At 76.8% G+C, this 12,360-nt stretch carries 9 protein-coding genes; 5 read left to right on the top strand and 4 right to left on the bottom strand.

Translation table 11 applies throughout. The annotated features are described in order from the left end of the window. The first annotated feature begins 122 nt into the window (after positions 1–122). Complete coding sequence (gene helR / locus NHH00_RS02820; protein WP_290444753.1) at positions 123–2,375, top strand: RNA polymerase recycling motor ATPase HelR; 2,253 nt, start codon at positions 123–125, stop codon at positions 2,373–2,375. An 80-nt stretch (positions 2,376–2,455) separates the two neighbouring features. Here helR and NHH00_RS02815 read toward each other — a convergent pair whose 3' ends face one another. Both NHH00_RS02815 and NHH00_RS02810 read right to left on the bottom strand, forming a co-directional pair. Next, positions 2,456–3,037, bottom strand: a complete 582-nt coding sequence (locus NHH00_RS02815; protein WP_253049897.1) for a YbaK/EbsC family protein — start codon at positions 3,035–3,037, stop codon at positions 2,456–2,458. A 43-nt stretch (positions 3,038–3,080) separates the two neighbouring features. Further along, positions 3,081–3,641: a YbhB/YbcL family Raf kinase inhibitor-like protein gene (locus tag NHH00_RS02810; RefSeq protein WP_253049895.1), complete on the bottom strand. Its 561-nt coding sequence runs from the start codon at positions 3,639–3,641 to the stop codon at positions 3,081–3,083. A 279-nt stretch (positions 3,642–3,920) separates the two neighbouring features. On the opposite strand from NHH00_RS02810, the gene NHH00_RS02805 reads away from it, so the two are divergent. From NHH00_RS02805 to NHH00_RS02790, 4 genes are all read left to right on the top strand, one after another. Then, positions 3,921–4,991, top strand: coding sequence for a hypothetical protein (locus NHH00_RS02805; protein ID WP_253049893.1), 1,071 nt, complete (start codon positions 3,921–3,923; stop codon positions 4,989–4,991). Continuing rightward, on the top strand, positions 4,988–6,703 hold the full coding sequence (locus NHH00_RS02800; protein WP_253049891.1) for a DNA polymerase Y family protein: 1,716 nt from the start codon (positions 4,988–4,990) through the stop codon (positions 6,701–6,703). Before NHH00_RS02805 ends, NHH00_RS02800 begins: the two co-directional genes overlap by 4 nt. Next, positions 6,696–10,403 carry an error-prone DNA polymerase gene (locus tag NHH00_RS02795; RefSeq protein ID WP_253049889.1) on the top strand — a complete coding sequence of 1,236 codons (3,708 nt, stop codon included), beginning with the start codon at positions 6,696–6,698 and terminating at the stop codon, positions 10,401–10,403. The genes NHH00_RS02800 and NHH00_RS02795 overlap by 8 nt, the downstream gene beginning before the upstream one ends. A 165-nt stretch (positions 10,404–10,568) precedes the next feature. After that, entirely contained in the window at positions 10,569–10,850 is a 282-nt protein-coding gene (locus tag NHH00_RS02790; RefSeq protein ID WP_253049887.1) for an NDUFA4 family protein, read from the top strand. Between the two features lie 59 nt (positions 10,851–10,909). On the opposite strand, the gene NHH00_RS02785 is transcribed toward NHH00_RS02790, so the two are convergent. Both NHH00_RS02785 and NHH00_RS02780 read right to left on the bottom strand, forming a co-directional pair. Continuing rightward, a complete protein-coding gene (locus tag NHH00_RS02785) occupies positions 10,910–11,311 on the bottom strand; it encodes a hypothetical protein (RefSeq protein WP_253049885.1) in 402 nt (133 codons plus the stop codon). 62 nt (positions 11,312–11,373) lie between these two features. Further along, positions 11,374–12,315, bottom strand: coding sequence for a serine protein kinase RIO (locus tag NHH00_RS02780; RefSeq protein WP_253049883.1), 942 nt, complete (start codon positions 12,313–12,315; stop codon positions 11,374–11,376). Positions 12,316–12,360: the final 45 nt, after the last annotated feature.

The following is a 12,360-nucleotide window of genomic DNA, read 5'->3' as shown; positions in this document are numbered from 1 at the left end:
CCTTTCCAAGGTATAGCGCACGGGGGGCCTTGCGGCAAGGGCCCCCTGGGGGCGCAGAATCTCCGTTCGTGCGTGGGCCGTCGTCGGTCCGCGCCGTCCCGCTCGACCTCGGACCGGAGCTGATGACGTTGCCCGACGCCCCCGTGACCGCCGACCGCACGACCGACCCGACCGCACGTCCGACCCCGGGCGCCGCCCGGGTCTTCGACCTTCCCGACCGCCTGGCCGCGAAGGCCGACTCCGCGCTCGTCGCCGCCGACGAGCGCCACTTCGCCGCGATCGCGGCGAGCCTCGAGCACGCCGTCGCAGACCTCGCGCAGCGCCTCGACACGGCGCGCCGCGCGCCCGGCGGGAGCGGGACCGAGGCGCTCGAGCGCGACCAGGAGATCCACCGGCTCAGCGGCCGGCTCCGGCTGCTCCAGCGCTACGGCGTCGACCTGTGCCTGGGCCGCATGACGTTCGCCGACGGCTCCGCCCCGGTCTACGTCGGGCGCGTGGGCCTCACGGACCCGGCGGGGGAGCGGCTGCTCGTGGACTGGCGCTCGCCCGCCGCGGAGCCGTACTTCGCCGCGACGCCCGCGCACCCGCTCGGCCTCGCGGCGCGGCGCCGCTACCGGTGGACGCGCGGTCGCGTGACGGACTACTGGGACGAGGAGCTCGTGCCCGACGGCGCGGGGTCGGGCGCGGCGCTCGACGACCAGTCGGCGTTCGTCGCGAGCCTCGGCGCGAGCCGCTCGCCGCGCATGCGCGACGTGCTCGGCACGATCCAGGCCGACCAGGACGCGATCGTGCGCGCGGGCTCGCGCGGCGCGCTCGTCGTCGACGGCGGCCCCGGCACGGGCAAGACGGTCGTGGCGCTGCACCGCGCCGCCTACCTGCTCTACGCCGACCCCCAGGTGAGGGGCGGGCACGGGGGCGTGCTCGTCGTCGGGCCGAGCCGCCCCTACCTCTCCTACGTCGCCGACGTGCTGCCCGGCCTCGGCGAGGAGGGCGTCCAGACGTGCACGCTGCGCGACCTCGTCCCCGAGGGCGCGACGGCGCGCGAGGAGCCCGACCCCGAGGTGGCCCGGCTCAAGGCGTCCGCCGCGCTCGTCGCGGCGATCGAGCCGGCCGTGCGCTTCTCCGAGCGGCCGCCCACCGAGGGCATGGAGGTCGAGACGCCGTGGGCCGACGTCTGGCTCTCCACCGCCGACTGGGCGGAGGCGTTCGAGTCCTCGGACCCCGGCACCCCGCACAACGAGGGGCGCGACGACGTCTGGGGCGCGCTCGTGGAGATCCTCGTCGACAAGGCGGTGGGCGAGGTCCCGGACCTCGACGCCGACGACGTGCGCCGCGCGCTGCGGGGCCATCGCGGGCTCGGCGCCGCGTTCGACCGCGCGTGGCCGCTCGTCGAGGCCACCGACCTCGTGGCCGACCTGTGGTCGGTGCCCGCCTACCTGCGGCTGTGCGCGCCGTCGCTCACGCCCGAGGAGGTGCGCGCGCTCCAGCGCGCGGACGCGCACGCCTGGACGACGGCGGACCTGCCGCTGCTCGACGCCGCGCGGCAGCGCCTGGGCGACCCGGAGGCGTCGCGCCGCCGGCGCCGCAACGAGGCCGCCGCGGCGGCGGAGCGGGCCCGCATGGACGACGTCGTCGACCACCTCGTCGCGTCCGACGACAGCGAGCTCCTGGTCATGACGATGCTCAAGGGTCAGGACCTGCGCGACGCGCTCGTCGACGAGGGGGCGATGGTCACGGCCACGCCCGACCGGCTCGCCGGTCCGTTCGCGCACGTCGTCGTCGACGAGGCGCAGGAGCTCACCGACGCCGAGTGGCAGATGGTGCTCAGCCGCTGCCCGTCGCGCAGCGTCACGGTGGTCGGCGACCGGGCGCAGGCCCGCCACGGGTTCGCGGAGAGCTGGCGCGAGCGGCTCGGGCGCGTCGGGTTCGACCGGGTCGCGGAGGCGTCGCTGAGCGTCAACTACCGCACGCCGCAGGAGGTCATGGCGGCGGCGGAGCCCGTCATCCGGGCGGCGCTCCCGGACGCCAACGTCCCGACGTCGGTGCGCAGCACGGGCGTGCCGGTCGCCCACGGGGCGGTCGCGGACCTCGACGGGATCCTCGACGCGTGGCTCGCCGAGCACGCCGAAGGCACGGCCTGCGTGATCGGCGGCGCGGGGTCCGTCGCGGCGTCGACCGAGTCGGTCGCGGCGCGGCTCGGCGAGGACGGGGCGTCGCGCGTGCGGGTGCTCACGCCCGAGACGGCGAAGGGCCTCGAGTTCGACCTCGTCGTCCTCGTGGACCCGCAGGCGTTCGGCGACGGCGTCGAGGGCGCGGTCGACCGCTATGTCGCGATGACGCGCGCGACGCAGCGGCTCGTCGTCCTGGATCGCTGACGATCTCCCGCCGAACACGACATGGAGGTCGCCAAGGAGCCGATGGCGACCTCCATGTCGTGCTCGGCGGGTTGGGTGGGTCAGGCGACCGGGACGGCCAGGTCCTCGACGACCTCGACGCCGGGCAGGCGGCCCAGCAGGTCGCCGGGGAGCAGCAGCTTCGAGCGCCGCACGCCGCTGCCGATCAGCGCGAGCGCGCCGTCCGTCACGACGCGCGAGTCCACGAGCACGCGCCACCCGGCGGGCAGCCCGACGGGCGTGATGCCGCCGTACTCCATGCCGGACTCGGCCGTCGCGCGGTCGGTCGGCAGGAACGACGCCTTGCGCACGTCGAGCAGCTTGCGGATGCGGGTGTTGACGTCGGCGCGCGTGTGCGCGCGCACCACGGCGGCGGCGATCCGCTCGTCGCCCGCCCGCGCGCCGCCGACGACGACGCAGTTCGCCGACGCCTCGACGGGCAGGTCGAACGCGGCGTTGAGCGTCGCGGTGTCGGCGAGGTCGGGGTCGATCTCCGTCACGGCGACGAGCGTCGCGACGTCCGGGTCGGCGTCGGCCCACCGGCGCAGCGCGTCGGCGGTCACGGGGGCGACGAGGTCGAGGTGGTCGAGGGCCGGCTCCCAGGTGAGAGAGCCGAGCGTGGGCAGGGTCGTCGGGGCGTCCATGGGTCCTTCGGCTGTCGGGCGGGTGGCGAGCGGGTGGTCCGGGTCAGTCCGCGGCGCGGTACGTGACCGTGAGCGTCGCACGGGCCAGCGTGCGGAACAAGGCGTTGAAGGCGACGGCGGTCGGCGTCGCGTCCGGGCCGAGACCGGCGGCGTCGGCGAGGGAGCCGACGTCGAGCGCGTGCACGGCGAACACGTACCGGTGCGGGCGGTCCCCGGCGGGCGGTGCGGCGCCCGTGTAGCCGGGGGCGCCGCCGTCGTGCCGGACGTGGAACGCGCCGGCGGGCAGCCCGGAGCCGTCCGTCGCCCCGGCGCCCGCGGGCAGCGACGTCACGGACGAGGGGACGTCGGCGACGGTCCAGTGCCAGAACCCCGCAGGCGTCGGGGCGTCGGGGTCGAAGCAGCTCACGACGAACGAGCGCGTGCTCTCCGGGAAGCCCGACCACGCGAGAGCCGGGGACCGGTTCTCGCCCTCGGCGGCGAACGCCCGGGGGAGCGGCTCGCCGTCGGAGAGGTCGGTGCTCGTCAGCGCGAAGGACGGCACGGCGGGCAGGAGGGAGTAGGGGTCGGGGGCCTGGGGTCGGGAGTCGAGGTTCACGTCGGCCATGGACCCATCGTGCCGAACCGACCGCACCGTGGCACGCCCGCCGGATCAGGTTCAGGTAGAGGTCGAAGGTCGGGGCGAACCTTCGAGGAGAGGTCGAAGGTTTGCCGGGCATCCGGGACGAAGCCGACGGCTCTCACCTGCGGAGTTGACACCCCGCAGCGTCGGTCGTTCACTGGAAGTGTTCGAACGCCTGTTCGAACGAAGGGTGGGTGCAGAACGACGCCCCCAGCAGTCGACGCGCGGTGCGCGTCCCGTCCGAGCAGCATCCCGGGAGGCGAGATGACCCTTCTCGCCGACCCCGCCGAACGGGCGGGGGCACCAGGCCCGACGGCTGCGGCCGTCGACAAGGCCGAGCGCGCCCGCGCCGTCCTGCGCCGTGCGGAGGAGCGTACGGGCGTCCGCCGACACCGTCCCGTCGTCGCCCCCGCAGCCCCGGAACCGCGCACCGCCTCCGCCGCACCGGCCGTCGTCCCGCGCGCCGGGACTGCTCTCCTCGCCGAGGTCGCCCCGCTCGCGGACGCCGCCGTGTCGCCGGTCGTGCGACCCGCCCCCGCGCTGCCCGACCCTCCGGCGCGCTCCCGCGGCCGCCGCGTCGCGATGCGGGACACGAACCGGGACGCGATCCCGGACGAGCGGGTGTGGCCGGTGCACGACGCGCTCGCGCCGCTCCTCCCGCTCGGCGCCCTGCAGCGCGGCACCGTGCTGGCGGTGCGCGGCTCGACGAGCCTCCTGCTCGCGCTCGTCGCGCGGCCGTCGCGGGCCGGGGCGTGGACCGCCGCCGTCGGGTTCCCCGCCGTCGGGCTGCTCGCGGCCGCCGACGCCGGCGCGGACCTCGACCGCGTCGTGCTCGTCCCGCGACCTGGACCGGACGCGGCGCTCGCGATCTCGGCGCTCGTCGACGGCCTGGACGTCGTGGTCGTCGGGCCCGACGCCGCCCTCACCGACCCCGACCGACGGCGCCTGGCCGCGCGGGCGCGCGAGCGCGGGGCGCTGCTCGTCGCCGCGGGGACGTGGCCGGGCGCGCACGTCGCGCTCACCGTGACGGGCGGCGGCTGGTCCGGGGCGGACCGCGGGGCGGGCTGGCTGCGCCGTCGCACCCTCGTCGTCGAGCGCGCGGGCCGCGGGGGAGCCGCGCGCCCCGCGCGGCTCGAGGTCGAGCTCCCGCTCGTCCACGAGGACTGGCCCGCGTTCCTCGCCGAGGATGTCCGCGGCACCCGGCCCGCGGCCGGGGCCGGGGCCACCGTGGCCGAGACCGCTGCGACCGCCCACGAGGCCGCTCACGGGACCGCCGTCGGCCCCGTCCAGGCCGACGACCCCGACCGGCCCTCCCGGCTCCGGCTCGTCGGATGACCACAAGCCCGACCCGCACGGCGGCCCTGTGGGTGCCGGACTGGCCGGTGCTCGCGGCGATGGCGGTGCGCGACGTCCCCGCGCACGTCCCCGCCGCGACGCACGACGGCCGCCGCGTCGTCGCCGTCTCCGCGACCGCGCGCGCCCAGGGCGTGCGCCGGGGCATGCGCCGCCGTCGGGCCCGCGAGTGCTGCCCCGAGCTCGAGCTGCTCGACGTCGACGACGCGCGCGACGCCCGCGAGTTCGAGCCCGTGGCGCTCGCGGCCGAGACCGTCGTCGCGGGGCTGGAGATCACCCGGCCCGGCCTGCTGCTCCTGCCCGCCGCCGGGGCGAGCCGGTACCACGGGTCGGACGCCGCGCTCGCGGAGGCGCTCGTCGCGCGCGTCGCCGAGCGCACCGGCCATGAGAGCCAGGTGGGCGTCGCCGACGGCATCCTCGCCGCCGTGCTCGCCGGGCGGGACGCCGCCGTCGTCCCGCCCGGCCGCTCCGCCGCGTTCCTCGCGCCCCGGCCCGCGCGCGACCTCGTGCACGTCACCGCCCGGCCGGACGCCGCCGTCGCGGTCGACGAGCTCGTCGACCTCCTGGGCCGGCTCGGCGTGCGCACCCTCGGGGCGCTCGCGGCCCTGCCGCCCGCGACCGTCGAGGGGCGCTTCGGCGACCTCGGCGCGTGGGCGCACCGGCTCGCGCGCGGCGAGGACCTGCGCCCGCCCGCGCGGCGCCGCGTCGAGCCCGACGTCGCGGTGAGCGCCGAGCTCGACCCGCCCGCCGAGCGCGTCGACGTCGCGACCTTCGCCGCGCGGCGGCTCTCCGAGGACCTGCACGACCAGCTCGTCGCGCGCTCGCTCGTCGCCGGGCGCCTGCGCATCACGGCGCGGACCGTCGAGGGCGACGACCTCGAGCGCACCTGGCGGCTCGACGGGCCGGGCGCGATGAGCCCGGCGCGCCTCACGGACAAGGTCCGGTGGCAGCTCGAGGGCTGGCTCACCACCACGTCCGTCCGCGCCGGGCGCGCGGCCCGGGCCGGGCGTCGTGGCGGCGAGCACGGCTCGCCCGGCGGGGCTGACGTCGTCCCGGGGGTCGCGCCGCTGGCCCGCCTGTCCCTCACGGCGGAGGAGGTCGTCCCCGCGGGGGCGGAGCAGCCGCGCCTGTGGGGCGCGTCGAGCGGCGAGGACGCGCGGGCCCACCGCGCGCTCGGGCGCGTGCAGGGCATCCTCGGGGGCGACGCGGTCCTGCGCGTCCAGGTCCAGGGCGGCCGCGACGCGACCGACCGCGTGCACCTCGTGCCGTTCGGGGAGGACGTCGTGCGCCCGCGCGACCCGGCCCTGCCGTGGCCCGGCGCGCTGCCGAGCCCCGCCCCCGCGCTCGTGCCCGTCGAGCCGCAGGACGTCGTCGTGCTCGACGACGCCGGGCGGCCCGTCGTCGTCGACGCGCGCCTCGCGATGAGCGGCGAGCCCGCGACCGTGCGGTGGCCGGCCCCCGCGCCGGAGGAGGGCCCGCGCCGTGCGGCGGCGCCCCGGGGCGAGACGGCGCTGCCCGGGCCGGGGTCCGCGCGCGCCGTCGTGGACTGGGCCGGGCCGTGGCCGCTCGCCGAGCGCTGGTGGACGCCCGCGCCCCGGCGCCGCGTGCACGTGCAGGTCCTGCTCGACGACGGCCGCGGCCTGCTCCTCGCGAGCGCGCGCGGGCGGTGGACCGTGGAGGGCCTGTATGACTGACCGGACCACCGGCCCCCGCTACGCCGAGCTCCACGCGCACTCCGCGTTCAGCTTCCTCGACGGCGCGTCCCACCCCGAGGAGCTCGCCGCCGAGGGCGCGCGGCTCGGGCTGTCGGCGCTCGCGATCACCGACCACGACGGCCTGTACGGTGTCGTGCGCTTCGCCGAGGCCGCGCGCAAGGTCGGGCTCCCCACGGTCTTCGGGGCCGAGCTGCATCTTCCGGCGCCCACGGCCACGGGTGCGCCCGTGCTCGACCCGCCCACCGGCGTGCCCGACCCGCGCTCGACCCACCTGCTCGTGCTCGCGCGCGGCACGCAGGGCTACCGCAACCTGTCGCGCGCCATCGCGACCGCGCACCTCGCGACCGGGACCAAGGGGGCCGCCGACTACCGCCTGGACCAGCTCGGCGAGGAGGCCGCGGGCCAGTGGCTCGTGCTCACCGGCTGCCGCAAGGGTTCGGTGCGCCGCGCGCTCGTCACGTCTGGACGTGCCGCGGCGCGTCGCGAGCTCGACCGGCTCGTCGCCGTCTTCGGCGCCGACAACGTGGCCGTCGAGATCACCACGACCGACGACCCGCGCGACGCCGACCTGCACGCGGCGCTCGCCGACCTCGCCGCGGACGCCCGGCTGCCGCTCGTCGCGACGACCGCCGCGCACTACGCCCACCCGCGCGACGCCGACCTCGCGGGGGCGCTCGCCGCGGTGCGCGCGCGCTCGTCGCTCGACGACCTCGACGGGTGGCTGCCCGGCGCCCCGACGACCCACCTGCGCTCGGCGGCGGAGATGCTCGCGCGCCACCCCCGGCACCCGCAGGCCGTCGCGACCGCGGCCGCGCTGGGGGACGAGTGCGCGTTCGACCTGCACCTCGTCGCACCCGACCTGCCGCCCTACCCGGTGCCGGACGGGCACACCGAGGCGACCTGGCTGCGCGAGCTCGTGCGGCGCGGCGGCGAGGACCGGTACGGGCCGCGCGGCCAGGAGAAGATCACGGGCGCGTGGGCGCAGATCGACCACGAGCTGCGCGTCATCGAGGACCTGCACTTCCCGGGGTACTTCCTCGTGGTCTACGACCTCGTCGAGTTCTGCCGCAGGAACGGGATCCTCGCCCAGGGGCGCGGCTCGGCCGCGAACTCCGCGGTCTGCTACGCGCTCGGCATCACGGCCGTCGACGCGGTGAAGCACGGCCTGCTGTTCGAGCGCTTCCTCGCGCCCGAGCGCGACGGCCCGCCGGACATCGACATCGACATCGAGTCGGCGCGGCGCGAGGAGGTCATCCAGCACGTCTACGCGACGTTCGGCCGCACGCACGCCGCGCAGGTCGCGAACGTCATCTCCTACCGGCCCAAGTCGGCGGTGCGCGACGCGGCCCGGGCGCTGGGGTACGACGTCGGGCAGGCCGACGCGTGGAGCAAGTCGATCGAGCGCTGGGGGTCGCTGCGCGGCCCCGACCCGTCGTCGCCCGCGGCCGACCGCAAGGCCAAGGAGGTCGCCATCGCGACGAAGACCGCCGAGAAGGACGCCGAGAAGGCTCGCCTGTGGGGATCGCGCGACGTGGGCTCGGCGGGGAGGGAGGTGGGATCGTCGCGCACCGGCACCTCCCGCGCCGACGCCTCTCGCGACGAACGTCCGCACACCGGGCGTCGTGGCGACTGGTCGCCCGACCTGAGCGGCCGGGGCGCGCGGCGACCGCGCGTCGTCGACCCGCTCGCGGTGGACGAGGGCGACGTCCTGCGCGCGGACGACACGCACGACGTCGTGCCCGCGCACCGGCCGCCGTCGGCCGCGCAGGAGGGCGAGATCCCGGACGCGGTGCTCGACCTCGCCGACCGGATGCTGCGCCTCCCGCGGCACCTGGGCATCCACTCGGGCGGCATGGTCATGTGCGACCGCCCCGTCATCGAGGTGTGCCCCGTCGAGTGGGCGCGCATGGAGGGCCGCACCGTCCTGCAGTGGGACAAGGAGGACTGCGCGGACGCGGGGCTCGTGAAGTTCGATCTCCTGGGACTCGGGATGCTCACGGCGCTGCGCATCGGGTTCGACCTGGTCGAGCGGCACGAGGGCGGCCCGCGCCTCGCGCTGCACACGCTGCCGGAGGACGACCCGGCGGTGTACGACCTGCTGTGCGCGGCCGACACCGTTGGCGTGTTCCAGGTCGAGTCGCGCGCGCAGATGGCGACGCTGCCGCGGCTGCGTCCCCGAAAGTTCTACGACATCGTCATCGAGGTCGCGCTCATCCGCCCCGGGCCCATCCAGGGCGGGTCCGTGCACCCGTACATCAACCGCGCGCGGGGGCGGGAGGAGGTGACGTTCCTGCACGACCTCCTGCGACCGTCGCTCGGCAAGACGCTCGGCGTGCCGCTGTTCCAGGAGCAGCTCATGCAGATGGCGATCGACGTCGCGGGCTTCTCCCCGAAGGAGTCCGACCAGCTCCGGCGCGCGATGGGGTCCAAGCGGTCGGTCGAGCGCATGGAGGAGCTGCGGGGGCGGCTCATGGACGGGATGCGGGAGAAGGGCGTCACCGACCCGGCCGTGCGCGAGGAGATCTACGACAAGCTCAAGGCGTTCGCGGACTTCGGGTTCCCCGAGTCGCACGCGTACTCGTTCGCGTTCCTCGTCTACGCGAGCTCGTGGCTCAAGGTGCACCACCCCGCCGCGTTCTACGCGGGACTGCTCGCGGCGCAGCCCATGGGGTTCTACTCGCCGCAGTCTCTCGTGGCGGACGCGCGCCGCCACGGCGTCACCGTGCTGCGCCCCGACGTCAACGCGTCCGACGTCGAGGCGACGGTCGAGCGGCTGCCCGCCGACCGTGCGGCTGCGCCCGCCGACGGTACCGACCGTCCTGGCGCCCGGACGGGCGACAGCCGCCTGCTCGGCGGGGAGGTGCGGGTCGACACCGCGTTCGGGCCGGAGCCCGACCTCGGGCTCGCGGTGCGGCTCGGTCTCGCGAGCGTGCGCGGGCTCGGCAAGGACGCGGCCGAGCGCGTCGTCGCGGCGCGTGGGACGCCGGGGGAGGGGCGGCCGTTCAGCGACCTGCGCGACCTCGTGCGGCGCGTCGACCTCACGACCGCCCAGCTCGAGGGGCTCGCGACCGCCGGTGCGACGGACTGCCTCGGCGTGACCCGGCGCGAGGCGCTGTGGGCGGCCGGCGCTCTCGCGCAGGAGGGTCCGGGGACACTACCGGGCGTGAGCGTCGGCGTCGAGGCGCCGGCGCTGCCCGGCATGACCGACGTCGAGACCGCCGTCGCCGACGTGTGGGCCACGGGCGTGTCCGCCGACTCCTACCCGACGCAGTACGTGCGCGACGGCCTCACCGCGGCCGGGGTGCTCACCGTCGTGGGCGCGGTCGCGGTGTCGCGCGAGATCGAACGCGTCGACGAGGCGGAGCGCGCCGCGGGCGAGGTGCCCGGGACGCGCCCCCACCCGTCGTCGCGCGTCGCGGTGGGTGGCGTCGTCACGCACCGTCAGCGACCCGGGACGGCCGGGGGCGTGACGTTCCTGTCGCTCGAGGACGAGACGGGGATCCTCAACGTCGTGTGCTCGCCGGGGCTGTGGCAGCGGTTCCGGAAGGTCGCGCGCGGGTCCGCGGCGCTCGTCGTGCGCGGGCGGCTCGAACGGGCCGACGGCGCCACGAACCTCGTCGCGGAGCACCTCGCCCCGCTCTCCCTCCAGGTCGCGACGACGTCGCGCGACTTCCACTGACGCCGCGCCCGGGCGTGCGGTCCGACGCCCCGGCTCCGGAACCTCGGGGTCCTTGCGCTCCGGAGCGCGGTCCCGTGGTAGGAACGGACCGGACGCAGGCCCCGTCGCCGCGCGCGACGACGGGTCGGCACCCGCGCACCGGCTCACCGACGAGAGGACCCTGCGATGCCACCCCGTCTGACTCCCCGCACGATGCTCTGGACCGGGCTGGCGCTCGCGGTCGTCGGCGAGCTGTTCCGCAGCGTCCTCCTCCCGCGCGTGATGTTCAGCGTGCCCGTGCCGCTGGGCGTCCTCGAGGCCGCCTCCGTGCTGCTGCACGTCGTGTTCACCGGCGGCATCGTGCTGGCCGCCGGCTCGTTCCTGGTCCGGGCGCTGCAGCCCGACGACTCCCCGCGCAAGGAGGCGACCCCGACCCCGTGGGAGGACCGCGACAACCGGCTGTCCTGACCGGCGACCTGTCGGCGCGCCACGGATCCCTGGGCCCGTGACGCGCTGACCGGTCGACGCTACGGAGCGACCGGCGCGGTGACGCAGACCTCGAACGTGTCGCGCGCGCGGCGCAGCAGGTAGCGGACCTCCTGCGCCTCCTGCTCGTTGGCGTACTCGTCGCGGTAGCTCCAGCGCGCGTGCGCCCACACGAGCGCGTCGCCCACCTCCTCGACGCCGACGAGGTGGGCCACGACGCCCACGAGCCCGCGCTCGCGGAACCCGCGGGCGAGCTCGGCCGTCGACTCCCGGACGGACTCCGGGTCGGCGAGGAGCACCGACCCGGTCGCTCCGACGACGAGCGCGGGGAACGCGTAGCTCTCGCCGATCGTGTCGAGGTCACCCGTCGAGAGCGCGACCCCGTAGGTCGTGAGGAACGTCTGGACGTCGTCGGCGTCGAAGGACTCGGTGGTGGGTTCCATGCTCCCGTTCTACCGCGTCCGTCCGGCGTCGGCGCGGTCGCGGCGCGGAGGGTGCGGTGCGGTCACCACGCCTCGGCGAGGAGGAGCGCGAAGAGCTCGTCGGCGTCGGTCTCCAGACCGCGCGCGGCGAACCACGCGGACATCGTGCGGCAGTCGCGCAGCAGGAGCTCGGTGCCGAACGGGTTGGCCACGAGGTCGACCACCTGCGGCAGGTCGATGATGACGAGCCGGTCGCCGTCCGCGAGGACGTTGTACGGGGAGAGGTCGCCGTGCGCGAAGCCGAGGCGCGCGAGCACGGCCATCCCGTCGCGGAGCTGGTCCCACCACGACGCGAGGAGGTCCGGGTCGGGCCGCGTGCGCGCGAGCCGGGGCGCGGCCTCGTGCGCGACGCCGTCCGACGTGCCGACGAACTCCATGAGGATCTCGTTGCCGTCGATCTGCACCGGGTAGGGCACGGGGGCGCCGGCCGACCACAGCTCGCCGAGCGCGGCGAACTCCGCCGCCGCCCACTGCCCGGCGGCGACCTGGCGGCCGTAGCGAGACTTGCGGTCGAGCGCGCGCCGGTCGCGCGTGCGGCGCACGCGGCGGTCCTCGGTGTAGACGGTGTCGCGCCGGAACGCGCGGTGGTCGAGGTCCCGGTAGCGCTTGGCGGCGAGCAGCGAGCGCTGGGCGGCGTCGTCGGGGACGGCGCGCTCGACGAGGAACACGTCCGCCTCCTTGCCGGTCTTGAGCACGCCCAGCTCGGTGTCGACGGCCGCGTCGGCGGTGACCACCCAGTCGGGGCGCGGCTCGGGTCCGCGCTGCCCCTTCTCGACGGCGGACCACGTGGACCAGCGCTGGTCGTCGCCGAGCGCGGCGTCGAGGACGCCCGTGGCGGCACCGGCGTCGTCGAGGTCGGCAGCGTCGTCATGGCGCCGCAGGCGGCGGGGAGGGGGAGTGCGGGGGTCTCCCGCGAACGTCGGCGGGAGGTACGGGTCGGGGTACAGCAGGTCGTGCTCGGGCACGGTGGGCTCCTTCGGGCGGGGAGCGCACGGCGCTGCCGTCGCCTC

The organism is Cellulosimicrobium cellulans, from assembly GCF_024124905.1.
Taxonomy (GTDB): Bacteria; Actinomycetota; Actinomycetes; order Actinomycetales; family Cellulomonadaceae; genus Cellulosimicrobium; species Cellulosimicrobium cellulans_G.
Note: the sequence above shows the minus strand (reverse complement) of the source record. Positions and strands in the feature narration are given on the sequence as shown.

Bases quoted from the DNA above. Each gene is read 5' to 3' on its own strand.
- helR (WP_290444753.1), top strand. From the start codon at position 123: ATGACGTTGCCCGACGCCCCCGTGACCGCCGACCGCACGACCGACCCG.
- NHH00_RS02815 (WP_253049897.1), bottom strand. From the start codon at position 3,037: ATGGACGCCCCGACGACCCTGCCCACGCTCGGCTCTCTCACCTGGGAG.
- NHH00_RS02810 (WP_253049895.1), bottom strand. From the start codon at position 3,641: ATGGCCGACGTGAACCTCGACTCCCGACCCCAGGCCCCCGACCCCTAC.
- NHH00_RS02805 (WP_253049893.1), top strand. From the start codon at position 3,921: ATGACCCTTCTCGCCGACCCCGCCGAACGGGCGGGGGCACCAGGCCCG.
- NHH00_RS02800 (WP_253049891.1), top strand. From the start codon at position 4,988: ATGACCACAAGCCCGACCCGCACGGCGGCCCTGTGGGTGCCGGACTGG.
- NHH00_RS02795 (WP_253049889.1), top strand. From the start codon at position 6,696: ATGACTGACCGGACCACCGGCCCCCGCTACGCCGAGCTCCACGCGCAC.
- NHH00_RS02790 (WP_253049887.1), top strand. From the start codon at position 10,569: ATGCCACCCCGTCTGACTCCCCGCACGATGCTCTGGACCGGGCTGGCG.
- NHH00_RS02785 (WP_253049885.1), bottom strand. From the start codon at position 11,311: ATGGAACCCACCACCGAGTCCTTCGACGCCGACGACGTCCAGACGTTC.